We start from the raw sequence: 24,325 nt of genomic DNA on the forward strand, positions 1-24,325 counted from the left end.
GCGCTCCTCTCCCATTCGACAGACACATTCCGGCAGCAAGGCCTGTCTGGGACGGTAAGTCGCGAAACCGGGGTGGCCACAGGCTCGTTCCCGGTGAGCGGTCGGGCAGCTGCTAGCTCGACACGACGGGGGCGAGATCGGGGTCGATGACGTCGGCCAGCGCGTCCCACGGCACGGTGATCGTGACGAGTCCGATCGCGTGCGGCCCCACCTGATAGTCGTTGAAGTGGATCTCCATGCCATTCGGGGTGGCCAGCCAGTTGGCGAAGTTCGCCTCGGTCGGCTCGATGCCGCTGCGCTCGAAGTCCGGTCCGGCGATCGTCTCGGGGAGCAGGCGCGCGGATTCGTCGGACAGCTTCTGCAGGCCGGCCGGAAGGTCGGGGAACAGGTCTCCGAGCGTGATCGGCGCAGCCGTGTCCGCGTTCACCACCACCGTCGCGACGATCGGGGTGGGATGCGCGCCGGGCGGATCGGCGTTCCACGACGTCACCAGCAGGCCGCTGATCACGTGCTCGCCGATGTGCGCCACGCTGTGGTCCTCACTGCTCAGCGTGAAGGAGTCGGTGCCCGAGCCGTCGATCTGGTCCTGCAGCGCGGCGTGCATCGATTCGTTGAACTCGGCCGTGACCGCCGGATCCCCGCCCTCGATCTGCGGGATGGTCACGTCGTAGCGGACGCGGCCGGTGGAACCGGTGACCTGCTCCTCGGTCTCCGTGTAGGGCCGGCTCGCGGACGTGGTCGCGTCGGTGCCGGTCGTGTCGGCGGCGGAGACGGTCGCCGGTGCCGACTGCTCGCTCACCGCCGTGCCGGATCGATCGGAGCAGGCGGCCGGCGCGAGAAGCGCGGCGACGCCGAGCAGTGACACCAGAACAGATCTCCGCATGCCGCTCATCAGGTATCTCTACCACGTCGATTCCCCTGTCATCTACCGATCGGGTCGACGATGGTGTGCAGACCGTCGATGAAACCCCGGGCGGTGGATGCGTCGTAGAGGTCGGCGGAATACACCAGTTCGGCATCGATACCGTCGGGCCGCCCGTCGGCATCGTGTCGTTCGGCGAAGTGGAAGTGCAGATCGCACTTGGCGATGTCGAGTGGACGGGGTGTGACCTCGAAGTCGAGCCCGGACACGTTCAGGGATGCGGGAGCGAAGTTGTTCAGCGACAGCGCAACCTGGAACAGCGGGTGCAGGGACGGCGACCTCGGCGGGTCGAGCACCTGGACGAGTCGCTCGAACTGCACGTCGGCGTTCGCCAGAGCACGAAGCTCCACGCCGCGCGATCGATCGACGATGTCGCACAGCGTCATCGTCGGATCGACCCGCGTTCGCAGTACCAGCGTGTTGACGAACATGCCGACCACGTCGTCGAGCGCCGGGTCTCGCCGACCCGCGATCGGAGTCCCGATTGCGACGTCGGGATCCCGCTGAGGCGGGCGAGCAGCACCGCAACTGCCGACCTGAGCGCCGTGAACAGGCTGGCGTGGTGCTCATGCGCAGTGGCCAGCAGGCCTCGATGCGCATGCACGTCGAGGGTGAACGGAAGCCGTCCCGCTCGATAAGTCCACCGCTTCGGCCTGGGACGATCGATGGGCAGCGCGAGCTCCCCCCGAAGTCCCGACAGTTCCTTCGTCCAGTGTGCGACCTGCTTGGACGCGACGCTGTCCGGGTCGTCCTCGTCCCCGAGCAGTGCCCGGCGCCACACCGTGTAGTCGGCGTAGTGCACGATCGGGGGCTCCCACGCGGGCTCACTGCCCGTCGACCGGGCACGGTAGGAGTCGGCGAGGTCTCGTGCCAAGGGTGCGAGCGACCAGCCGTCTGCGGCGATGTGGTGGATGACGCAGGCGAGAAGGTGGTCGCGGTCGCCGAGCCGGAACAGCCGGGCGCGCAGAGGAGGCTCGCGCCGGACGTCGAATCCCGCGGACAGCAGCTGCGACGTCTGCGCCGCCATGTCGGCCGCACCGGTCACCACCGGAGTCAGGTCGGGCAGTGCATCGGCCACGTCGAGCACGTGCTGGTACGGCCCCGGCAGCGAGTCGGGGAACACCGTCCTCAGTGCACGATGCCGTTCGAGGACGTCCGCCATCGCCGAGCGCAGGGCATCGACGTCGAACCCGCCGCGCACTCGTACCGTGAAGGGGATGTTGTGGAGAGCGGGTTCCACGAGGCTGCGGTCGATGAAACTTTGCGACGGAGACAGCGGCACGAGGGTGGGCAGCGGCGTTGCACCCAACTTCGGTCCGTGCGGCGGGCGGGTGTTCGGTGGGTGCGCGCAGGCCTGCGCGACCGTCAGTGCGAGCGCCGCAACCGTCGGTGCATCGAAGAGTTCGCGCACGCCCAGCGTGGTGCCCAGCTCGGCGTTGATCGTCGCGACCACCCGGATGGCGGACAGTGAATCGCCGCTGAGATCGAAGAAGGAATCGTCGGCGCCGACCGAATCCACGCCGAGGACCCGGGTGAACACCCGCGCGACACGGCGCTCGGCCGGGGTTTCGGGGTCACGATGAGGCACCGTATCCGAGCCGAACTCCGGCATCGGGAGGGCCGCCCGGTCGAGTTTCCCCGTCGGTGTCAGCGGGATCGAGTTCATGAGCATGATCGATTTCGGAACCATGTAGTCCGGCAGGAACCGTGCCAGCCGCGCTTTCAAACCTTCGCGATCGATCGACGCGTCGCCCTCGGCCATGATGTAGGACACCAGGTTCGGATCGCCGGCCAAATTTCGTTGCACCACCGTCGCGGCGAAGGCGACGCCCGGATGCGCGGTCAGTGTGGCGTCGATCTCGCCCAGTTCGACACGGAATCCGCGGATCTTGACCTGGTCGTCGGACCTGTCCAGGAACTCGAGCGTTCCTTCCGCCGTCCACCGCACCACGTCCCCGGTGCGGAATATCCGGGATCCACCGCGGCCGAACGGGTCGGCGACAAACCGGGAAGCGGTCAGCCCGTGGCGGCGATGGTAGCCCCGGGCGAGTGCCGGAGTGGCGAGGTAGAGCTCACCGACAGCGCCCGGCGGAAGCGGACGCAGGCGGTGATCCAGAACCACCGCGTCCACGCCGCGCATGAGCGAGCCGATCGTCATCCTCTGATCCGGTGACACGGGATCCGTGAGAGTGACGCTGCACGTCGACTCCGTCGGACCGTACGCGTTCCGCACGGTCCGGCCACCGGCCCACCGCCGAGCCAGCTCCTGCGGACACACCTCCCCTCCGACCAGCACCAACTCCAGTTCGTCCGCCGCGGTGGAGTCGATGGCGGCCAGCGCGGACGGCGTCGTCAGGAGGTGGGTGACGCGTTCGTCGCGCAACAGTCGTGACAGTTCCTCGCCGCCGAACACGCCGGGCGGGGTCACGACGAGCGTCGCGCCGCCGACACACGCCGCGAGCACTTCGACCAGCGCCGTGTCGAAACTCGGCGAGGCGAAGTGCAGAATACGAGAACGCGGGGACACCGCGTACTTGTCCCGAATTTCCTGCGCGAGGTTGGCGAGGCCGCGATGGGTGACAACGACGCCCTTCGGCGCCCCCGTCGACCCGGACGTGTAGATCAGATACGCGGGATGGTCCACGTGCAGCGGACGGGACCGTTCCGCATCCGGTCGAGCCGCGGAAGACGTTTCTTCACAAAGTTTTTCGAGGTCATCGATATCAGTCGTCAGCCATGCGACGGTGCCGGGCAGTCGGGCGCGCTCCGAGCGGACGGTCAGCCCGACCGTCGCGCCGCAATCGCCCAGGGTGTACGCGATGCGAGCGCTCGGGTGTGAGGGATCGATCGGAGCGTAGGCCGCGCCGGCCTTCGCGACGGCCCACAACGCCAGCACCGACTCGATCGACCGCGGAATGGAGACCGCGACGATGTCCTCGCGCCCGATGCCCCGGTCGGTAAGGAGCCGGGCGAGCCGGCCGGCGAGCCGGTTCAGATCGCCGTAGGACAATTGCCGCCCGCGGTCGCGGATCGCGATCGCCTCCGGGTGGTCTGCGACGGTCGCCGAGAGGAGGCGATCCAGCGTGATCGGGCCGGCATCCGGAAGTCCCTGCGCGGGGGCGAATTCTTCGCGTTCGCCGGCGAGGAAGACGTCGAGGTCCGCAACCAGCACTTCCGACTCGAACGAGGCGGTGAACCTGTCGAGGAAGGCGAGGAACCGCGTGTGATGTCCGGTCAGTTCGGCGTGCCCGTACAGTGCCGGATTTCCCTCGAAGTCGATCCGGGCGGCACTGCCCTGGGCCCCCGGATAGATGTTGACGGCGAGGTCGGCGACGGGACCGGTGGTGAGTACCCGAACCGTCCCGTTCACGGCGCCGAGCGCGATCTCCTTCGTGAACATCATGACGTTGACCACCGGACCGAAATGCAGGAGTTCGACACCACCGGTGGCGAGGTCCCGGCCGATGTCCTCGCGGCGGTAGCGTTGATGCCGCAATGCAGCTGTCAACGCCACCTCGGCGGTTCCGACCGCATTCCGGACGGTGGCAGAGCCGATTCCCCTCAGCTGCAACGGGATCACGTTGGAGACCGAACCGCCCGAACGCCTGAGGCGGGCCGTCGTCCTCGCCGACACCGGCAGCGACAGGACCACGTCGTCGACGCCGGTCATCCTGGCGAGGTAGGCGGCGAAGGCTGCGACCGTCACAGCGGTGGGATTCCGCGGGCCCTCGCTCGGATGCCCGTGCCCGGTCGCTTTCCGGGCGTCGGTTTCCGGTCGCGCCGCACGGCCGCTCAGGCTGAGGACCGACGCCGGGCCGCTACCCTGTTCGCGCCAGTAGTCGCGGTCCCGGGCGAACCGGGTGGAGGCCCGGTACGTCGAGTCTTCCTGCACGAGATGTACCGGGCCCGCGATCCGGCAGTCCGGCGGTTCCCTGCCCTCGACGGCGGCGACGTACAGTTCGGCGGTGCGGCTCATCAGCATCATCGCGGCGTACCCGTCCGACACGATGTGGTGAGCGCGGGAGTACCAGTAGTAGTGATCGTCGCCCAGCTGAAGAATGTGCGAGACGAGGAGCGGTGCGTCGTACATGTCGGTGCGAGCGCTCCGGTCGTTCCGCATCCAGCGATGGGCAGCGTCGACCGGATCGTCCTCGCCGCGAAGGTCGATGGTGAGTACCCGATCGTCGACAACCGAGTCGACGACCTGATGCGGCTGCCCGTCGATGTCCACCAGGCGCACCGCTCCCCAGCCGAATTCGAGATTCGCGCGACGGGTGGCGTCACACAGAACGGCAAGCTCGACCGGACCGTGCAGATCGACGTAGTGGGCGATGACGTACGGGATCTCCGGCGTGAGCTGTTGCGCGAACCAGATGGATCGCTGTGCTGCGGTCAGCGGGAAGGCGCCCACGGTCGATCGCGTCGGACGCCCGAGCGGGCGTTCCACGATGGCGACCTCCGGCCGGGCAAGTCTGGGCCTGTCCGGGCAAGCGCAAGTCGTGCCACCGGAATGCTGCGAATCGAAATCGAAATTCATCGTTCCCCCTCGGCCACCATCAGCCTGCGCGACCCGCACCGCCCACACCAGGCACCCCAGGGTGTGCACCTGCCTACCCTCGAAATTGGGGAGGTGCCCCGGCCGCCATCCGAGTAGCGTCGACCGGGTGACTATTCGCCTTGGATACCAGATGCCGAATTTCAGTTACTCCACTCCCGTCGCGGAACTCTTTCCCACCGTCGTCGCGCAGGCGAAGGAAGCCGAATCCGCGGGATTCGACACCGCGTTCGTGATGGACCACTTCTATCAATTGCCGGGTCTCGGCGCGCCCGACGAGCCGATGCTCGAGGCGTACACCGCCCTCGGCGCCCTCGCCACGGCCACCGAGAAGATCCAGCTGTCCGCCCTCGTCACCGGCAACACCTACCGCAACCCGCCCATGCTCGCGAAGACGGTGACAACCCTCGACGTCGCCAGCGGCGGCCGGGCCGTCCTGGGAATCGGAGCCGGCTGGTTCGAACTCGAGCACAAGCAGTTCGGTTACGAGTTCGGCACGTTCACCGACCGATTCGAGCGCCTCGACGAGGCACTGCAGATCATCGCGCCGATGCTGCACGGGGAACGTCCGACGTTCGACGGCAAGTGGTACCACGTCGAGAGCGCGATCAACGAGCCGCGAATCCGCGACGACCTGCCGATTATGCTCGGTGGCGGCGGCGAGAAGAAGACGTTCGGTCTGGCCGCCCGGTTCGCCGATCACCTGAACATCATCTGCAACACGAGCGAGTTGCCGCGCAAGCTCGAGGCCCTCGACGCGCGGTGTTCGGAGATCGGCCGCGACCGGTCCACGCTGGAAACCAGCTATCTGGCCTTCGTCATCATCGACGAGGACGGTGACCGCGCCCGGCAGCTCCAGCACGAGTTCCTGCTCGCGCGGGGCGTCGACCTGTCGAAGGCGTCCGACGAGGAACGCGCGGCCGCCACCGACCGGCAGTTCTGTGGCGCCCCCGACGAGGTGGCCGAGCAGCTGAAGACCCGGGTTCTCGACGTGGGAATCGACGGCGTCGTCCTCAATCTCGTCGCCAACGGGCACGAACCCGGCATCGTCGAACTCACCGGCCGCACGTTGCGGCCCCTCGTCGACGCCTGACGCCGGCCAGGAATACGCGCACTACCTCCGCGGTTGTACCCGGAGGTAGTGCGCGAGGCTAACCTCTCGCACCTCGGTGACGAAAGGTGAAGAAGCCCGTGAGTGCTGTTCTGTCGATTCTGGATCTGGCCTACATCCGCGAGGGCGACACGGCGCGGGACAGTTTCGACGCGAGCGTGAAACTGGCGCAACTCGCGGAGACTCGCGGATACCGCCGCATCTGGTACGCGGAACACCACAACATGCCGTCGATCGGCTCCTCCGCGACGAGCGTGCTCATCGCGCACGTCGCCGCGCACACCGACAGCATCCGGCTCGGCGCCGGCGGCATCATGCTGCCCAACCACGCGCCGCTGACCATCGCCGAACAGTTCGGCACCCTCGCGACGCTGCACCCCGGTCGCATCGACCTCGGTCTCGGACGCGCCCCCGGCAGCGACCAGAAGACGATGTACGCGCTGCGTCGTGACGCTGCGTCCGCGGACCGGTTCCCGCAGGACGTGCTGGAACTCCAGGCCTACCTCCGAGGCGTGTCACGGGTTCCCGGCGTCGACGCGATCCCCGGCAAGGGCACCAACGTTCCCCTGTACATCCTCGGGTCCTCGCTGTTCGGCGCGCAGCTCGCCGCGAAACTCGGCCTCCCCTACGCCAACGCGTCCCACTTCTCCCCCGACTCGCTCGTCGATGCCGTCACGCTGTACCGGGAGCGGTTCGAACCGTCCGAGGACCTGTCCGAGCCGTACGTGATCGCCGGCGTCAACGCCATCGCCGCGGACACCACCGAGGACGCGCACCGGCAGTTCGAGGCGTCCCTCCGGCGGCGGGTGGTGCAGATGGTCGGCCGCGGGCAGAAGTTCTCCCCCGAAGAGGTCGACCTCATCATGACGTCGCCGGCGGGTCAGCAGGTCGCGCAGATGGTGCGGTACTCGGCCGTCGGCACACCCGGTGAGGTCAAGGCGTACCTCGACGAGTTCGCCGAGCACGCACAGGCCGACGAACTGATCGTCGCGTCCCACGCCGAGGACACCGCGTCCTGGCTGAAGACGTACGACCTGCTCGCCGACGAGTGGCGCTCCGCACCCGTGCGCCTTTCTGGTAGCTAGCACAACCAAAAAGGCGCACGGGCGGCGAAGCCGCCTACGCGTGGACGATCACACCACGCAGGTTCTTGCCGTCCCGCAGATCCTGATAACCCTCGTTCACCTGCTCGAGCGTGTACTTGGTGGTGATCAGCTCGTCGAGCTTGAGCTGACCCGCGTCGTACAGGCGCAGCAGGCGGACGATGTCGTACTGCGGGTTGGCCGAGCCGAACAGCGTGCCCTTGATCGTCTTCTGATTCAGGGTGAGGTCGGTACCCGACACGTGCACGGTCAGCTTGGCGGGATCGGCGAGTCCGGTGATGACGACGGTGCCGCCCTTGCCGATGACGGCGGTCGCGTTCTGTACCACCTCTTCGTCGACGGTCCCGACCAGGATGAGGGCCTGATCGGCGCCCTGACCCCAGGTCAGTTCGTTGACCTTCGCGGCGGCCTCGGCGGCGTCGGCGAACGCGTGGGTGGCACCGAACTTCAGTGCGGCCTCCCGCTTCATCGCCACCGGGTCCACGACCACGACGTACTTGGCGCCGGCACTGACGGCACCCTGCACGGCGTTGATGCCGAGACCGCCGATGCCGTAGATGACAACGGTGTCACCGGCACGGACTCCGCCTGCGTACACCGCGGTGCCCCACCCGGACGGCACACCGCAGCCGACGAGGACGGCGGTCTCGAGCGGCAGCCAGTCGTCGACCTTCACCACCGAGTGCTGCGAGATGGTGGCCCGCTCCGAGAACGTGCCGAGCATGCACATGGCACCGAAATCGTCCTTGCCCGAGTGGAACCGGAAGGAGCCGTCGGGCATCGAACCCTCGAGGATGGTGGCGCCCATGTCGCACAGGTTCTGGCGACCGGTGGCACAGTAGCGACACGTCCCGCAGTTCGGGATGAAGCTGCAGACCACGTGGTCGCCGGGCTTCACCTTGGTGACACCGGGGCCGACTTCCTCGATGATGCCCGAACCCTCGTGCCCGCCGACGATGGGGTAACGCGGCGGCAGATCGCCGTCGGTGAGGTGCAGGTCCGAGTGACACAGGCCTGCCGCGACGTACTTGATGAGCACTTCGCCGGGCCCCGGGCCGTCCAGTTCGAGTTCCATGATCTCGAACGGCTTGCCGGCTTCGAGCAGAACCGCTGCTTTGGTCTTCATGTCTTCTCCTCTTCGAGTGACGATGTCGAGTGACGGTCAGAGTGCGATGTTGACGGCTTTGGTCTGGGTGTAGAGGTCGATGGCGGTGGCCCCGAGCTCGCGTCCCCACCCGGACTGCTTGTATCCGCCGAACGGCATGGCGGTGTCGAACCCGTTGTACTGGTTGATCCACACCGAACCGGCCTTGAGCTGGCGGGCGGTGAGGTGCGCCTTGGACAGGTCCGTGGTCCAGATTCCGGCGGCGAGACCGTAGATGCTGCTGTTCGCGGCCTTCGCGACCCCTTCCTCCGCGTTGAACGGGAGCGCTGCGACGACGGGGCCGAAGATCTCCTCCTCGACGATGCTGAACTCGGGCTTGACGTCCACGAACACCGTGGGCTCGACGTAGAAGCCGGTGTCGCCCCAGCGCTTTCCGCCGGTGAGGGCGCGGGCGCCATCGGCGAGTCCGGCCGCCAGGTACCCGGTGACCTTGTCGAACTGCTCCTGGGACACCAGCGGTCCGAGCTGGGTGGTGGGGTCGAGTCCGGGGCCGATCTTGACCTGGCTGGCGGCCTCGGCGACCGCGGCGGTGAAGTCGTCGAAGATGCTGTCCTCGACGAACATCCGAGTCCCGGCGACGCAGCACTGGCCGTGGTTGAACAGCCAGGCGTTGAGGGAACCGGTGACGGCGGCATCGAAGTCGGCGTCCGCGAACACGACGTTGGCGCTCTTGCCGCCGAGTTCGAGCGAGACCTTCTTGAGGTTTCCGCGTGCGGCGTCGACGATCTTCTTGCCGACCTCGGTGGATCCGGTGAACGCGATCTTGTCGACGTCGTCGTGAGCGGACAGCGCGGCGCCCGCATCGCCGTAGCCGGTGACGATGTTGACGACGCCGGGCGGGAAACCGGCCTCCTCGAACACCTCGCCGAGCAGGAGCGCGGTGAGCGGCGTCTGCTCCGCGGGCTTGAGGATCACGGTGTTGCCGGCAGCGAGCGCGGGGGCCAGCTTGAACGCGGCCATGAGCAGCGGGAAGTTCCAGGGGACGATGAGCCCGCAGACGCCGACGGGTTCCCGCAGCGTGTACGCGTGGAACTGGCCGCCGGGGACGAACGGCATGCTCACGTTGACCGTGCTGCCCTCGATCTTGGTGGCCCAGCCGGCGAAGTAGCGGAAGATGTCGGCCGACCACGCGACGTCGACGGCCGCGGCGATGCCCGCCGACTTGCCGTTGTCCAGTGCCTCGAGCTGACCGAATTCGTCGGCCCGCTCGGAAAGGATGTCGCCGACGCGCCAGATCAGGCGTTCGCGTTCGTTGGGCTTCATCGTGGACCACGGGCCCTCGTCGAATGCGGTGCGTGCGGCCCGGACTGCGCGGTCGACGTCCTCGGCGCCACCGCGTGCGACGGTGGTCAGCACCTGCCCGGTGGCGGGGTCGATCGTCTCGAACGTCTCGCCGCTCGCCGATTCCACCCACTGCCCGCCGACGAGGAAACGCTTGGTGCCGGACAGGAAGTTCCGTACCGACGGCAAGAGTTCCGCCTGGCTGGGTTCGATCGTCGCTGTCATCAAAACCTCCGAAGTTGTGAATGTGACGTGGCTCATAGTGCACTGGTTGCCATATCACTAACTGTCCTGACTTCGGACACCTCCGGACGGTTGAAGTTCGAGAAAGAAAACTGCTGCTAGACGCTGATTTCGAGGGCACGCATCCGGACGTACAGCGTGCTTCGGCTGATGCCCAGCGCGGCCGCGGCGTGCACCTTGTTGCCGCCGCATTCCTGCAGTGCGTCGACGATGGCCTGGCGTTCGGCGCGTTCACGACCCGCCAGCCGGGAGACCCGCGTCGGGGTCCGGTAGAGGTCGGGCAGATCGGCGACGGCGATGTGCGCGCTGGTGCGCCTGCCCGCGGCCGCCGCCAGCACGACCGACAGTTCCGCGAGGTTGCCCGGCCAGTCGCGGGCGATCAGAGCGTCGAGGGCGCTCGCCGTCAGCCTGAGGCCCGGTTCGATCGAATCGAGGACCGCCTGCGCGAGATCCGCGAACTCGCGGGTGCGCCGGCGCAGCGGTGGCAGCACGACCTGCCCGGCGCAGCGACCGACCAGACCCGCCGCCCCCGGCGACAGGTCGGCGACGGGCGAACTCGTCATCACGATCCGCGGCCCCGACTCCGCCGCGAGAAGCTTCACGACCAGGGGCAACATCGATTCCGGCAGCAGTTGTACTTCTTCGATCGCCAGGACGGCGGCAGGTCCCGCCGCCAGCGCCAGCAGACGATCGACCCACGCCTCGGGGCCGTCGAGTGCGATCGCGGCCGCGTCCATGCAGACGAGCGACCGGTCGCTCGCCAGATCACGGACCGCGGTGGTCCTGCCGGTTCCCGGTTCGCCGCTGATCACCACCGCGTCCCGGGTCTCGCGCAGCCGCGCCAACTCCGACCTGCTGCGTTCGACGACGGAACTCGACGGCGCCTTGCCCCGCCGGATCGGGGTGCTGGTGCGGCGGTCCGGGCGCACGACGAACACGGCCCCGCCGTCGGTGCCCGCCACGTAGTCGGCACGAACCAACGCCGGTTCGCCCGAGGACAATTCGATTCGCACCGTCTTCGACTGATCCGGGCGGAGGTCCGCGGCGAGGCCCCGCAGCGTCGCGTGGTCGGACACCTGGAGGAGGTCGAGTGCGACCCGGTTGCTGAGGAGAATGTCCTCACCGATCGCGGTGACCGCCATCTGGTTCTGCGGCGACACCCGCTGGAACGCGTCCACGAGCCGCTGCTGCGACACCCTCGACCCTTCGAGGAGGCGTCGTTCGATGTCGCTTGCGGCGCGGGCGAGGAACGGGGCGAACAGCGGGTTGGCCCGCGACGCGACGCCCGTCATGTCGAGGATGCCCTCCACGCGGCGCGTCACCGGATGGACGATGGGGTGGCCGTAGCAGCTGAGGTCCTTGAACCGTTCGAGGTAGTGCTCCTCACCGTGGATCACGACGCCGCGCCGGACCTCCAGCGGCGTTCCCAGCGCGGTGGTCCCGACGCAGTCCTCACCGAACCGTGAGCCGAGCACCGCACCGGCGGCGTCGATCAGGCGCTCGAGTTTGCGGCCGTCGAAGAGGCGGGCGACGATGCGACAGTCGCGGTCGGCGAGCAGCACACAGAAACCGGTGCCCTGGAGTTGCTGTTCCATCTCGTCGAGGATCGGGCGCGCCGCCTGCAGGAGCCGGCTGGACTTGTCCAGGTCGGGGCAGGGATCATCGTCCGGCGTCGAACTCGGTTCCAGCCCGCTGAGCGCCGAACGCTTCCAGGACAACGCGATCTCCGGACGCATCGCCGCGTGCCCGGTCATGCCGCCAAACTCCAACCTCGACTCCTCGCCGCGCTCGGTTCGGTCGTGCACCGGCGCACCACCCACACCCGAACGTACCCACACAGTGTGACCCACGCCATAGTGCCCGGGACTCGCGGCGGGCAACTGTCCGGATTCTGGACAGTGCCCGTTGCGCTCAGGCGAACAGCCCCCGCACGAACGGGATCGTGTCGGCCTGCGACTCGATGAGGGTGCCGCTGTGGTCGGTGGGATACGTCTTGAACGTGACCGGTTCGCCGTTCGCGATCAGTGCCGCGACCAGGGAGAACGCCGACGGCGCGGGCACGTCGACGTCGGTGAGGCCCTGCCCGATGAACAGGGGACGGTCGTAGCCGCTCGTCGGGACGCCCATGTAGTCCACCAGCAGGCCGTGGAGGTTGGGGATCTGGTTCAGCGGCCTGCTGAACAGGTCACCGACCACCACACCTTCCGCGGCGTCGTGAAGTTCGTTGACGCACAGCTGTTCCGCCGCGTTCACGTAGTGCTCGCCCAGCGGTGTGAGGTACGAGTCGAGCTCGATCTCGGGGTGCGCCGACCGCAGTCCCGCGAGGATGTAGAACAGGTACGAGGTGAGTCCGGCGGGGATCGCCGTAGGTGGCACACGAGGGCCGAGCGGCAGCAGCGTCAGCTCGATGTTCGCGGGAACACCCGTTCCCACGGCCCCGCGGTAGTCCAGCGAGTCGCCGCCGTACTCGGTGGCGTACCGGGCGGTGGTGATCGCGGCGCCGCCGCCCTGCGACTGCCCGACCACCACCCACTTGTTCGACAGCGACCCGTCGGCGGTCCGGGCGGCCTTCACCGAATCGACGACGCTGTGCGCCTCGACCTTTCCGTCGAGGTACGGCATCACACCGGGTGTCCCGAGACCGACGTAGTCGGTGGAGACGATCGCGTAGCCCTGCTCGAGCCAGCGACCGAGGTACGGGTAGTCGCGCTCGGGGAGGGCCGGCCCGACGAGCGAGGGTGCGCAGTCGTCCGCGAGGCCGGACGTGCCGTGCGCCCACGCGACCACCGGCCATCCCCCGGCGGGCGGCTCCCCCGGCGGCACGTACACGGCGCCGCTGCTGAGGGCGGGGTTGCCGTCGGACCCGATCGACCAGTAGGTGATTCGCTGCGCGTCGGCGGTGCCGGGAATCCAGAGGTCCGTGGGCAGCGGTTCGACCTCGACGACGCTGCCCGCCGAGCGGTCGGCGTCGTCGGCGAACGCGGTCGGGGCGGTGAGGCACGTGCCGGCCACCGTCAGGGAGGCGATCGCGATACCGGCCACGGCTCGCGTCATTCGCACCGAGTGTGTCTTCACCGCTTCAAGATAGAACCCCGTGAGTGGCAAAGCGCACCGGAGCACGCTTTGCCACTCACGTGCCCTTACTGCTGGGAGGCGAGATCCCGTCCGCGTGTCTCCGGAATGGTGACCAGTGCGGCGATCGAGACGACGACGAGCGCGAGCGCGTACCACTCGAACAGGTCCGGCGAGCCGCGGTCGGCGAAGAACGTCTGGACGTACGCCGCGGTCCCGCCGAATGCCGCGACACCGATCGAATACGGCACTCCGACACCGGCGGCGCGCAACCCGGTGGGGAAGAGTTCGGCCATCATCGCGGGCATGACCGACAGGATCGCACCCATCACGAAGAGCGCGATCGCCATCGCGACGAACAGGGTGACCGCACTGTGCCCGATCATGGCATTGAGCGGAAACAGCAGGGCCGCGATGCCGAAGTTCCCGATGTACAGCACCGGTTTGCGTCCGATCCGGTCGGACACGGCGCCCCAGAAGGGCAGCGACGCAATCAGTACGAGGTTCGCTCCGACCCCCGCCCAGAGTGCGCCGGACGGATCGATGCCGCGGACGGCGATCGCGTACGCCGGCGCCGACACCGCCCACACGTAGTAGACGACAGTGCCGCCGACCGTGAAGAACAGGATCTGGAACACCTGCCGCCGGTGCGCCACGAACAGCTGCCACATCGACTGCTTCGCGGTCTCGTCGCCCGACTCCTCGTAGACCTCGGTCTCGCTCATCCGGGACCGCATCCACAGCACGAACAGGCCGAGCACACCGCCCAGCAGGAACGGCACCCGCCAGCCCCAGTCGGCCATCTGCTCCGAATTCAGCGTCGTCGTGAGGAGTGCACCGAGAAGCGTGCCGACGACGACACCGGTGGTGTTGGAGATGTAGATGAGACTGGACCAGAGTCCGCGCCGCGCCGTCGGCGCGAATTCCACGATGTAGGTCTGCGCGGACGGCAACTCGCCGCCGTGCGCGACACCTTGCGCGAGCCGCGCCAGGACGAGGACGACCGCCGCGGCGACGCCAATCGTCTGATGGGTCGGGGTCAGACCGATGACCAGGCTGCCGACCGCGGCCAGTCCCACGGCGAGCGTCATCGACAGTTTGCGTCCCCGCCGGTCCGACAGCCAGCCGAACAGCAGACCGCCGAACGGCCTGGCGACGAAGCCGACGGCGAAGACACCGAACGACGCGAGCAGGTCGGAGACCGGGGATCCGGTGTGGAAGAACTGCGGGGCGAAGAACGCCGCGAACGTCGCGTAGACGGTCCAGTCGAAGTACTCGATACCGTTGCCGGTGCCCACTCCGACGATCGCGCGGGTCTTCTCCCAGCGCTCGGATCTCGGCCGGTCGGTGTGCGGTGCGGCGTTCACGGACCCGTTGTCGGTGGCGATCTCGGTCATCGTGCGTCACTTCCTGCCGCCGCGGCGGCCATGTCGAGGGGAGCGTCGTCGGCGCGGGCCTTGTCGAGCCTGCGCACGGCCAGTCCGGCGTAGATGGCGGTGGCGTCGGCGAGCACCCCGTCGTCGAATTGCGCTCGGGGCGAATGATTCATGGGGGCGGCCGCGGGGTCGGCACCCGGCATGCACGCACCCAGCCCGATGAAGGCGCCGGGCACCTCCTGCAGCACGTAGGAGAAGTCCTCGGACCCGGCCATCGGATGCGTGACCGTCTCGTATCGGTCCTCACCCATGAGGTCGCTGACGACCTCGGCACCGAACGCGACCTCGTTGCCGTCGTTGACGGTCATCGGGAACTCGGGATCCACGGCGACCTCGACGTCGACACGCTGCGCGGACGCCACCCCTTCGAGCACCCGTCGCAGCGCGGCAGGCACCTTCTCGTACGTGGCGGGCGAATAGCACCGGACAGTCGCCTCGAAGCGCGCGTCGTCGGGGATGATGTTGTGCCGCGAACCGGCCTGCACGTTCGCGACCGTGACGACGACCGGATCGAAGACGTCGAAGGTCCGGGTCACCATGGTCTGCAACGACGTGATCATCTCCGCCATCGCGGTGATCGGATCACGCGCCGTCGACGGGGACGACCCGTGTCCGCCCGCCCCGCGGACCGTCACCGTCAGCTTGTACGACGCCGCGAGCAGCGTGCCCGCCTTGGAGAAGAAACGACCCCGAGGCTTCTGGCAGGAGAACACGTGCATGCCGTAGGCGATGTCCGCACGGCGGCCCGACGCGTCGAGGACGCCCTCGTCGACCATCACCTTGGCACCGTCCCACCCTTCCTCCCCGGGCTGGAACATCAGGACGACGTCACCCGCCAGGTGGTCGCGGTGGCGGCTGAGCAGTTGCGCGGCGCCGACCAGCGCTGCGGTGTGCAGGTCGTGTCCGCAGCCGTGCATGGCGCCGTTCTGCGCGGCGAAGTCGAGGCCGGTCTGTTCGGTCACCGGGAGTCCGTCCATGTCCGCACGCAGCAGCACCGTCGGTGCGGCGTCGACCGGGCGCCGGCCACCGCGGAGCACCGCGGTCACGGACGTCGTGCGGGTTCCCGTCGAGATCTCGAGCGGCAACCCGGCCAACGCCGCGAGGACCGTCTCCTGCGTGCGCGGCAGGTTCAGTCCGACCTCCGGTTCGCGGTGCAGTACACGGCGCAATTGCACGAGGTCGCCTTGTAGCGCGCGGGCGTCGTCCACGAGATCCATTGCTCTCCCTTATGTCGGTGGTCACATTCGGGGCCGAATGCGGCGGTGGTCATATGCTGTGATGCGCGAAGTGACGGACGACCAAGATCGTCGAAAACGATCACGCCAACCGACCCGAGAGGCCATTGATGACTGAAATGCTGACAGAATCCGAGCTTTCGCTCATTCATGCCTTGCAGATCCGCCCGCGGGCGACGTGGGCCGACCTGGCCCCGATCCTCCGGACGACGTCCGCGACCCTCGCGAGGCGGTGGGAGTCGATCACCGAACGCGGACTGGCATGGATCACCGCGTACGCCGCACCGATGACCGGTGCGAGCGCGTTCACGGCCATGATCGAGGTGACCTGCGACCTCATCGGCACCAAACCGCTGGTCGAGGCGCTCACCCGAGACCCGCGCGTGGCGTCGATCGAGCACGCCGCCCGGGGCCGGGACCTCATTCTCACGGTCCAGACGGGGTCTCTGCACGAATTGTCCGACCTCGTTCTCGAAGAGTTGCCCGGCCACCCGAGCATCCGCTCGACCCGGACCCACACCTGCACGGCACTCCATGCGGAGGGCAGTCGCTGGCGCCTGGATTCCCTGGACACTGCCCAGTCCGCGGCGGTCGCCGCGCTCGAGAGCACCCCGCCGCAGTCCGGGTCGGCTCGGCCGGAGAGTCTGACGGACGAAGTCGCACGGGCGCTCGTCCGCGAACTCACGCGGAACGGCCGGGCGTCGGCGCAGGAGATCGCCTCGGTCATCGACCGGCCCGCGTCGTCGGTTCGCCGACAACTCGCGGGACTGTTGCGCGCCCGCGCGGTGGTGCTGCGGTGCGACGTCGCCCAGGACGCGACGCGGTGGCCGATCACCGTCACCTGGTGGTGCCGACTGCCCGTGCGCGCGCACCGGGAGGTGGTGGAAATCGTCAACACCCGCCCCGAACTGAGGTTGTGCATGTCGCTCACCGGACCCGCGAACTTCCTCGTCAGCATGTGGGTGCCCTCCCTGCCCGACCTGCTGCGGGCGCAGGAATGGCTGGAGAGCCGCGCCCCCAGCCTGGAGATCATCGACTCGTCGGTGACGCTGCGGTCCCGCAAGCGGATGGGGTGGGAACTCGACACCCACGGCCGCGCGACCGGATTCGTCACTGCACACGGCGACTGACCGCTACGGTCGGATGCGGCACCATCGGACCGGCCGAAGCAGGTGATCACCGTGACCTCAACCGCGAAAACGTCGACTACCGGCGAGCGCGCCGACTTGCTGGAATCGCTGGCGAAACATCGCCACTTCCTCCGTTACACCGTCCGCGACCTCACCGACGAACAGGCCGCGCAGCGCACGACTGCTAGCGAACTGTGCCTCGGAGGACTCGTCAAACACGTGTCGGACACCGAGCGGGTATGGGCCGATTTCATCGTGCGCGGCACCGATGCGGTGCGGGGCGGTCCCGTGGACGGCACCGGAACCGACAACCGCGAGAAGGAATTCACCCTGCGCGGCGACGAGACGCTGGCCGGCGTCCTCGACCGCTACGCACAGATCGCGCACCGCACCGACGAGATCGTGGCCTCGTTGCCCGACCTCGACATCTCGCATCCGTTGCCGCCCGCGCCGTGGTTCGAACCGGGATCACGCTGGTCGGCGCGCCGGGTGCTGCTCCACATCATCGGGGAGACCGCCCAGCACGCCGGTCACGCCGACATCATCCGGGAGGCCCTCGACGGCGCGAAGACGATGGGCTGAGCCGACATGACCGCACCGGAGCCTCGCATCCGCATCGCCGAGGAGCGAGCCGACGCCGAGCGTCGCATAGCATCGCTGACCGGCCGTTTCTCCGCGATCGTGGAGGGTTCGGAATTCACGACGGACGACGACGAACACGACCCGGAGGGCTCGACGATCGCGTTCGAACGGGCCCAGGTGTCGGCGCTGCTCGCCGGTGCCCGTCGCGAGGTCGAGGACCTGACGGCGGCGCAACAGCGACTCGACAGCGGGACGTACGGCCTGTGCGTCCGGTGCGGGCGGCCGATCTCGGACGCCCGGCTCGATGCGCTTCCCGCCGCGCTGACGTGTATCGACTGCGCCGGCTAGGGCAGGAGGGCCCCCCACTCGCGTGCGGCCACGTCTCGTGCCCGCCGGTGGTCGTCGGCTTCGGGGTGGACACCGTCTGCGAGGTCGGAGAGTGCTTCCGCCAGATCCCCGACATCGACCTGATGTCGCATGGAGGAGTCGAGTAGTTCGTCGAAGGCCTGGTCCGCGCTGTACGAGCTTCCGCGCGCGGTGGTCAGGAATTGAATCGCAGAGTCCAATGCGGACAGATGCCGTGTCGCGCGGGTGTCGCGGTGAGCTTCGATCGTCAATATTCCGCCTCTGAGGTGTCGCCACTGGGCGTTGCCGGTCACTTGTAGCCACATCACATCACGATCCCGGCGTCCGTGTCGCCGAATCGCGTCCGTGTCCGAAAGTTGTTTCTCGGCAGCAGGATACGAAGCGCGGCGAGTTGTTTGTAACTCCCGTTACTACCGCGAAGTTCTACTCGGGAGTAGGTAGCCAGCGGAATCACATTTCTGAACGACTCCAGATCAGCGGATCGAATCCGAACAGACCGACCATTCCGGAATACTGGCCTCCGGGCGGAACTCTCCCACCCGACGCGATCGGACGGCCGTGCGCCGCGCAGTCCCTGTGGACCCGTGACCAGAACTGTTCAGAATCGGGATGATTGACGTGAAACTCGTCGTCGACCTCAATCGGTGCCAGGGGTACGCGCAGTGCGTGTTCCTCGCACCCGACGTCTTCACCCTGCACGGGGAGGAAGCCCTTCTCTACGACGCCGGCCCCACGGACGACGAACGCGACCGTGTCTCGCAGGCCGCTGCCGCCTGCCCGGTGCATGCCATCACCACCGACATCCCCGACCGACGCGATGGGCAGTGACGTGCGGATCGTCATCGTCGGAGCGTCGCTCGCGGGACTGCGCGCCGCGGAGGCATTGCGTGGGCTGGGCTTCGACGGGTCGCTGACCCTGATCGGCGACGAACCCTACGAGCCGTACGACCGGCCGCCCCTGTCGAAGGCCGTGCTCCTCGGGATCATGCCGCCCGACCACGCTGCGCTGCCGTACCGTCCGGATCTGGACGCGAAGTGGCGACTCGGCGTCCGGGCCACCACCCTTGACCTGGAGAACAACCAGGTGGTGCTGAGCGACGGCGCCGTCGTCGAATTCGACAAGGTGCTGATCGCCACCGGCGTCCGGGCCAGGCCGTGGGCGAACTCGTCGGAGGCGGCGCTCGACGGGGTCTTCACCATCCGGACGTGCGACGACTCCCGGGCGCTCAACGAGCGACTGTCCGCCGGACCGCGCCACGTCCTGGTGATCGGCGCCGGATTCACCGGGTCGGAGATCGCGTCGGTGTGCCGGGAACGCGGGCTGTCCGTGACGGTCACCGAGCGTGGTCCGGCACCGCTGGTCGGTGCGCTCGGCGGGGTGGTGGCGGCGGTCGCGGCCGACATGCAGCGCGACCACGGCGTCGACCTGCGCACCGGGGTCACGGTGACCGGACTCGACGGTGACAGCAGCGGGCGGCTGTCCCGCGCGCACCTGTCGGACGGCACCACACTCGACGTCGACGTCGCCATCGTCGCGCAGGGCAGCATCCGCAACACCGACTGGCTGTTCGGATCCGGTCTGGCCGCGGGGCCCCGTGGGGTGACGTGCGACGCCGGCTGCCGTGCGTTCGACATCAACGGCATCGTCACCGACAACGTCTTCGTCGCCGGTGACGTTGCGCGACAGCCGCATCCGCTCTACGACTACCAGCTTCTGGCACTGGAACACTGGGGCAACGCCATCGGTCAGGCCGAGGTGGCGGCGCACAACATGATGCACGAGGGTCTCCGGCGGCGGCCACACCTCGAGATTCCGGCGTTCTGGTCCAGCCAGTTCGGCGTCAACATCAAATCCGTCGGCATCCCCACCTACTCCGATCAGGTGGTGATCACGCAGGGTTCCGTCGCGGACCGGCGGTTCGTCGCGGCGTACGGGTTCCGGGGTCGCGTCACCGCGGCCGTGGCGTTCAACCAGGGCAAGTGGCTCGACTTCTACCGCGGACTGATCGAGTCGGCGGCGGCGTTCCCACCCGAATTCGACGTCATGGACCGGACCGAGCCGTTCGAGGTCCGCGCGTCCGAGTTGCCGGATCCGGCGGTGCTCAGCCACGGACCCACCGTCGCGGTGACCGGTCACCTGCCCACCGAACGCCGCGTCGAGTTCGTCTCGCTACCGAAGTAACAGGGAGAGTGTCCATGTCGCGTGCGCAGCTGTTCCAGCGGATCACCGACCAGGCGAGCAGGCCGAATCCGTATCCGCTGTACGAGGAACTTCGGGAGACCCGGGTAGCGCCTCAGGACGACGGCTCGTACCTCGTCGGCCGGTACTACGACGTCATGGCGCTGCTGCACGATCCGCGGATCAGTTCCGACCTGCACAACCGGGGTGAGGGGCTTCCCGGTGCGGATCGGGCGGGCAACGCACCGGATTCCTTCCTCAAACTCGATCCGCCCGAGCACGATCGGCTGCGCCGGCTGACGACCCGGCAATTCGGTCCACCGCACAGCCCCGACCGAATCGACTCCATGCGCGGCGAACTCGCGACTCTCGTGACGGATCTCGTCGACGGCCTCGACGGCAAGGAGCGCATCGACATCGTCGACGACTTCGCCTACCCGTTCCCCGTCTCCGTCATCTGCCGACTTCTCGGAGTGCCGCACGAGGAGGAACCGCGCTTCCATGCGTGGGCCGACGAATTGGTGGCGTCCATCGACCCGCGCCACAACGCCGGTGGCAATCCGCGCGCGGAGGCGGCGCAGAAGGCGCAGATGGAGATGGCCATGTTCATGGCCGGTCTCATCGAGGAGCGACGCCGCAATCCCGGGGACGACATGCTGTCGGGGCTGGCGAACGATTCGAGTCCCGACGGCCAGTTGGACACCGTCGAGTTGGTCACGAACTCCATCCTGCTGTTCATCGCCGGGCACGAGACGACCGTCAATCTCATCACCAACGGCATGCTGACGTTGCTCCGCAATCCGGAAGCGCTCGAACGACTTCGCACCGAGCCCGAACTGATGCCGCACGCCGTCGAGGAACTGCTCCGGTTCGAACCGCCCGTGCATCTGCTGGGCCAGCGAACACCCATCGTCGACATCGACATCGACGGCGTCACCGTCCCGAAGGGTTCACCGCTCGTCCTAGCCTTGGCGTCGGCCAATCGTGATCCCGAACGCTTCGACGATGCCGACCGGTTCGTCCCCGACCGCAAGGACAACCAGCACGTCGGTTTGGGCAGCGGCATCCACAGTTGCTTCGGCGCCCCCCTCGCCCGGCTCGAAGGGCAGATGGCGCTGACCGAACTCATCCGCCGCCTCCCCAATCCACGACTCGTCGAGGACCCACCGCCCTACCGGCCCAACCCCGTCCTGCGCGGTCCCCGGCACCTGCTGGTGGACTGTGGGTGACGGGGGCTGAGCACACTACTGCCGCCGTGCATGCTCGATCAACTCACCGGGGTGATGTCGGTGGTTGATGCGCGGTCTTCGGGTCGGGTCGATGTGTGGTGGCGGAATCCATTCGGTCCGGCCCGGGTATGTGGAATGTTCTGGCGCGGACCTCGTCGACCACCCGGCCGGGCCGTCGTTGACCTGGGCATGGCAGGCGTCGCACACGAGGGCCAGACTGTCGATGTCGGTGCGCCCACCCTTGTGCCAGTCGGTGACATGGTGCACCGCACACAGACTCGCCGGTGCTGCGCACCCGGGCCGAGTACAGCCCGCATCTGCCGCGATCAGGGCGAGGCGCTGATCGGCGCCGGCCAGACGGCGCCGCCGCCCCAGATGCAGCGGACGACCCGCATGGTCGAACAGCGCGAGCACCGGATGCGCGTCCTCGGCCATCGCCAGGGCGTCCTCGATCGGGAGTAATCCGCCGGTCGCCGTCGTCGCGAGACCGCCGATCGCTCGTTCCAATTGTTCGAGCGTCATCGTGACGATCACCGTGGTCGGCAGTCCCCGGTGCCGGCCCAGCATCCCCGACTCGAGCAACACGCGGAACATCGCGCTGAACGCGTCGTGATGACGTTGCGCCGCGGTGCGGGTGTCGCGGGCGGCGGCCGCCGCCAACATCTCGCGATCGATCGACGGGTCCTCGGCGTCACCGGACGGCGACTCGGGATCGTCCGGATTGTTCATTCCCGGCCGGGCCCATTTGGCGAGAATCGGATCGAGCAGCGCCCGCGCGACGGGGTCGAGTTCACCGGAGATTTTCGACATCAGTTCGGTGTCTTGCCGCCCGATCGAGATACCCCGCCGGCGTTTCCGGTCGCGGTCGTCACCGAGGTTCCCGTCCGGGTTCAGATATGCCAGCAGCCGGTGCCCGGCCTGCTCGACGTCCTCCGGGGTGCCCTCCCGGGCGAGACGGGCCAGCACCGCCTCCGCGTCGGCGAGCGCCTCGTTGCCGACGGCGTGGGGAATCTTGCGCATCACCTTCGTGATCGCGCGCACGTGGCCGACACCGATGGCGCCGTCATGCTGTGCGGCAGCGGTTTCCGGCAGTGCCGGCGGCATCGGGTCGCCGGACAGGGTGTGCCACACCCCCAGCTCGCGGGCCGCGGCGACACGGGCGGACGCGTCCGCCGCCGAGATCCGGAGCACGTCGATCAGCATCTTCTTCGGTGAGTTGTAACCCAGACTCGCCGGGACCGAGCGTTCCACACTCTCCACGATCAGCCGGTGCGACAGCGCATCCGCTCGGCGAAGCGACTGTTCCACCCCGCGCATCATGTCGACGACCTCACCGTCCGACATTTCCGTCAACCCGGCATCGAGGAGTCCGTCGACCGCGGCAGCGAGCATCGACAGATGCTGCACCACCCGGTTTTTCACCGACCCCCCCCAGTCGAACTCATGCGCGAATTCTACCGCGGGGGTCCGACACGTTTTGGAGGCAAACCCGATGGCCCGACCGTCTCGGCACCGCGAGATTCATGAGTAGCCCAGAGCCGCCGAGGCGCGGCCACCACAGACTCGCACCTGAGGACGAACAAGTCCACCAGACGGATCCGTTGCAAGACAACAGATCCGTTGCAAGACACTCTGATAAGTCGAACTTGGGCAGCGGACGACTGAGACCAACAAGTAACTCCGCTATCGCACGAGGTCTGTTGTGCGCGCAATTGACCGAGACCCTCCGCCCGACTGATCAGAGCCCGCGGTCGCGCAGTGATTCGGAGGGGGTCACGCCGTACTTGCGACGGTAGGCGGCGGCGAATCTGCCGGTGTGCATGATGCCCCAGCGGGTTGCCACCTCGGAAACGGTTGCACAGGAATCGCTTCCGATCAGGTCGGCGTGGACGCGTTCGAGACGTACGTCGACGAGGTACTCCGTCGGCGTCATGCCCACGTATTCGCGGAAGCCCTGCTGCATGCGGCGGGCGCTGACGCCGACGAGTTCGGCCATCTCGCCGGCAGTCCACGGCCGAGCCGGGTCTTCGTGGATGGCGTCGATGACCCGCTTGACGATGCGCGGGCGGGCACCCGGCGTGCCCGGATCGTCCTCCGGCATCGCGGTGAGCACGAGCGCGGTGGTCAGGGCGCCGCACAGTTGCTGCGACACCTGGTCACTGCGCAGGAGAATGCTGTCGTGCAATGCCTGGTCGGCAATGGAACGCACGAACCGGAGCCACTCGGCCCCGGAGCCCGACCGCAGGTCGAGTTGCCGCGGCAGCACCTGCCCCGGCCTGGCGAGGACACGGTCCATTTCCCGCTGCAGGTAGTCCCGGTCCACCTTGAACCCGATGATCTCGCACGAGCTACTCCAGTTCGTGATCACGGTCCGGGTGTCGGGCGGGCAGATGGTCGCCAGCCCCGGTGTCGACGTCACTTCCGTGCCGCCGGTGACGGACACGATGCGGCCGGCCAGGGGGATGTTGATGCCGTACGCACCGGGGTGGTCGGATTCGATCGACACGGGCGCCCCGAAACCGATCCGGGCGAGCCTGGACGCCCCCACCTGGGACGACTCCAGCGACGACCGCGCCGCGGTGTCCCGAGACAGCGGACGCAACTCGTGGGGGAAGTACGCGTCCGCGACCACCTCGTGAACCTCGTCCCAGTCGGTGAACCCGGGACCTTCCAGCTGTCCTCGCATGCGTCGTCCCAGACCTCTCACCTCGCGCCA

The 24,325-nt window shown here is 68.0% G+C and carries 18 protein-coding genes and 1 pseudogene; 8 read left to right on the forward strand and 11 right to left on the reverse strand.

Going from position 1 to position 24,325, the window contains the following annotated elements; all coding sequences use genetic code 11:
* Positions 1-112: 112 nt before the first annotated feature.
* A complete protein-coding gene (locus ACFTWF_RS13690) occupies positions 113-892 on the reverse strand; it encodes an RsiV family protein (RefSeq protein ID WP_378461743.1) in 780 nt (259 codons plus the stop codon).
* Between the two features lie 29 nt (positions 893-921).
* A pseudogene (locus ACFTWF_RS13695) lies at positions 922-5,459 on the reverse strand (amino acid adenylation domain-containing protein).
* A gap of 127 nt (positions 5,460-5,586) precedes the next feature.
* Here ACFTWF_RS13695 and ACFTWF_RS13700 point away from each other — a divergent pair.
* Both ACFTWF_RS13700 and ACFTWF_RS13705 read left to right on the forward strand, forming a co-directional pair.
* A complete protein-coding gene (locus ACFTWF_RS13700) occupies positions 5,587-6,570 on the forward strand; it encodes an LLM class F420-dependent oxidoreductase (protein WP_378461744.1) in 984 nt (327 codons plus the stop codon).
* Positions 6,571-6,668: 98 nt separating this feature from the next.
* Complete coding sequence (locus ACFTWF_RS13705) at positions 6,669-7,673, forward strand: LLM class flavin-dependent oxidoreductase (RefSeq protein ID WP_378461745.1); 1,005 nt, start codon at positions 6,669-6,671, stop codon at positions 7,671-7,673.
* A 34-nt stretch (positions 7,674-7,707) separates the two neighbouring features.
* On the opposite strand, the gene ACFTWF_RS13710 is transcribed toward ACFTWF_RS13705, so the two are convergent.
* The 6 genes from ACFTWF_RS13710 to ACFTWF_RS13735 form a co-directional block, all read right to left on the reverse strand.
* Positions 7,708-8,817 carry an NDMA-dependent alcohol dehydrogenase gene (locus tag ACFTWF_RS13710; protein ID WP_012689426.1) on the reverse strand — a complete coding sequence of 370 codons (1,110 nt, stop codon included), beginning with the start codon at positions 8,815-8,817 and terminating at the stop codon, positions 7,708-7,710.
* A 36-nt stretch (positions 8,818-8,853) separates the two neighbouring features.
* Positions 8,854-10,362, reverse strand: a complete 1,509-nt coding sequence (locus ACFTWF_RS13715; protein WP_378461746.1) for an aldehyde dehydrogenase family protein — start codon at positions 10,360-10,362, stop codon at positions 8,854-8,856.
* Between the two features lie 116 nt (positions 10,363-10,478).
* Positions 10,479-12,134 (reverse strand): sigma-54-dependent Fis family transcriptional regulator, encoded by a 1,656-nt coding sequence (locus ACFTWF_RS13720; protein WP_378461747.1) that lies wholly within the window; start codon positions 12,132-12,134, stop codon positions 10,479-10,481.
* Positions 12,135-12,291: 157 nt separating this feature from the next.
* A complete protein-coding gene (locus ACFTWF_RS13725) occupies positions 12,292-13,434 on the reverse strand; it encodes a lipase family protein (protein WP_378461748.1) in 1,143 nt (380 codons plus the stop codon).
* An 86-nt stretch (positions 13,435-13,520) separates the two neighbouring features.
* On the reverse strand, positions 13,521-14,849 hold the full coding sequence (locus tag ACFTWF_RS13730) for an MFS transporter (RefSeq protein ID WP_378461749.1): 1,329 nt from the start codon (positions 14,847-14,849) through the stop codon (positions 13,521-13,523).
* Positions 14,846-16,105, reverse strand: coding sequence for a M20 family metallopeptidase (locus ACFTWF_RS13735; protein WP_378461750.1), 1,260 nt, complete (start codon positions 16,103-16,105; stop codon positions 14,846-14,848). Before ACFTWF_RS13735 ends, ACFTWF_RS13730 begins: the two co-directional genes overlap by 4 nt.
* A 128-nt stretch (positions 16,106-16,233) precedes the next feature.
* On the opposite strand from ACFTWF_RS13735, the gene ACFTWF_RS13740 reads away from it, so the two are divergent.
* The 3 genes from ACFTWF_RS13740 to ACFTWF_RS13750 are packed head-to-tail and all read left to right on the forward strand — an operon-like array spanning position 16,234 to position 18,183.
* Positions 16,234-17,253 carry an Lrp/AsnC family transcriptional regulator gene (locus ACFTWF_RS13740; RefSeq protein WP_378461751.1) on the forward strand — a complete coding sequence of 340 codons (1,020 nt, stop codon included), beginning with the start codon at positions 16,234-16,236 and terminating at the stop codon, positions 17,251-17,253.
* Positions 17,254-17,295: 42 nt separating this feature from the next.
* A complete protein-coding gene (locus tag ACFTWF_RS13745; protein WP_378461752.1) occupies positions 17,296-17,835 on the forward strand; it encodes a DinB family protein in 540 nt (179 codons plus the stop codon).
* 6 nt (positions 17,836-17,841) lie between these two features.
* Positions 17,842-18,183, forward strand: coding sequence for a TraR/DksA family transcriptional regulator (locus ACFTWF_RS13750; protein WP_378461753.1), 342 nt, complete (start codon positions 17,842-17,844; stop codon positions 18,181-18,183).
* On the opposite strand, the gene ACFTWF_RS13755 is transcribed toward ACFTWF_RS13750, so the two are convergent.
* A complete protein-coding gene (locus tag ACFTWF_RS13755; protein ID WP_378461754.1) occupies positions 18,180-18,452 on the reverse strand; it encodes an ANTAR domain-containing protein in 273 nt (90 codons plus the stop codon). The two genes, ACFTWF_RS13750 and ACFTWF_RS13755, sit on opposite strands and share 4 nt — an antisense overlap.
* A gap of 358 nt (positions 18,453-18,810) precedes the next feature.
* On the opposite strand from ACFTWF_RS13755, the gene ACFTWF_RS13760 reads away from it, so the two are divergent.
* From ACFTWF_RS13760 to ACFTWF_RS13770, 3 genes are read left to right on the forward strand one after another with little or no spacing between them, the layout of a single operon-like run.
* Positions 18,811-19,029: a ferredoxin gene (locus ACFTWF_RS13760; RefSeq protein WP_378461755.1), complete on the forward strand. Its 219-nt coding sequence runs from the start codon at positions 18,811-18,813 to the stop codon at positions 19,027-19,029.
* Positions 19,019-20,383: an NAD(P)/FAD-dependent oxidoreductase gene (locus tag ACFTWF_RS13765; RefSeq protein ID WP_378461756.1), complete on the forward strand. Its 1,365-nt coding sequence runs from the start codon at positions 19,019-19,021 to the stop codon at positions 20,381-20,383. The genes ACFTWF_RS13760 and ACFTWF_RS13765 overlap by 11 nt, the downstream gene beginning before the upstream one ends.
* Positions 20,384-20,397: 14 nt before the next feature.
* Positions 20,398-21,609: a cytochrome P450 gene (locus tag ACFTWF_RS13770; protein ID WP_378461757.1), complete on the forward strand. Its 1,212-nt coding sequence runs from the start codon at positions 20,398-20,400 to the stop codon at positions 21,607-21,609.
* Positions 21,610-21,624: 15 nt separating this feature from the next.
* Here ACFTWF_RS13770 and ACFTWF_RS13775 read toward each other — a convergent pair whose 3' ends face one another.
* Both ACFTWF_RS13775 and ACFTWF_RS13780 read right to left on the reverse strand, forming a co-directional pair.
* Entirely contained in the window at positions 21,625-23,019 is a 1,395-nt protein-coding gene (locus ACFTWF_RS13775; RefSeq protein WP_378461758.1) for a DUF222 domain-containing protein, read from the reverse strand.
* Positions 23,020-23,347: 328 nt separating this feature from the next.
* Entirely contained in the window at positions 23,348-24,295 is a 948-nt protein-coding gene (locus tag ACFTWF_RS13780) for an AraC family transcriptional regulator (RefSeq protein ID WP_378461759.1), read from the reverse strand.
* Between the last annotated feature and the right edge of the window lie 30 nt (positions 24,296-24,325).

This window comes from Rhodococcus sp. NPDC056960 (genome assembly GCF_042674125.1).
Lineage (GTDB): Bacteria > Actinomycetota > Actinomycetes > Mycobacteriales > Mycobacteriaceae > Rhodococcus_F.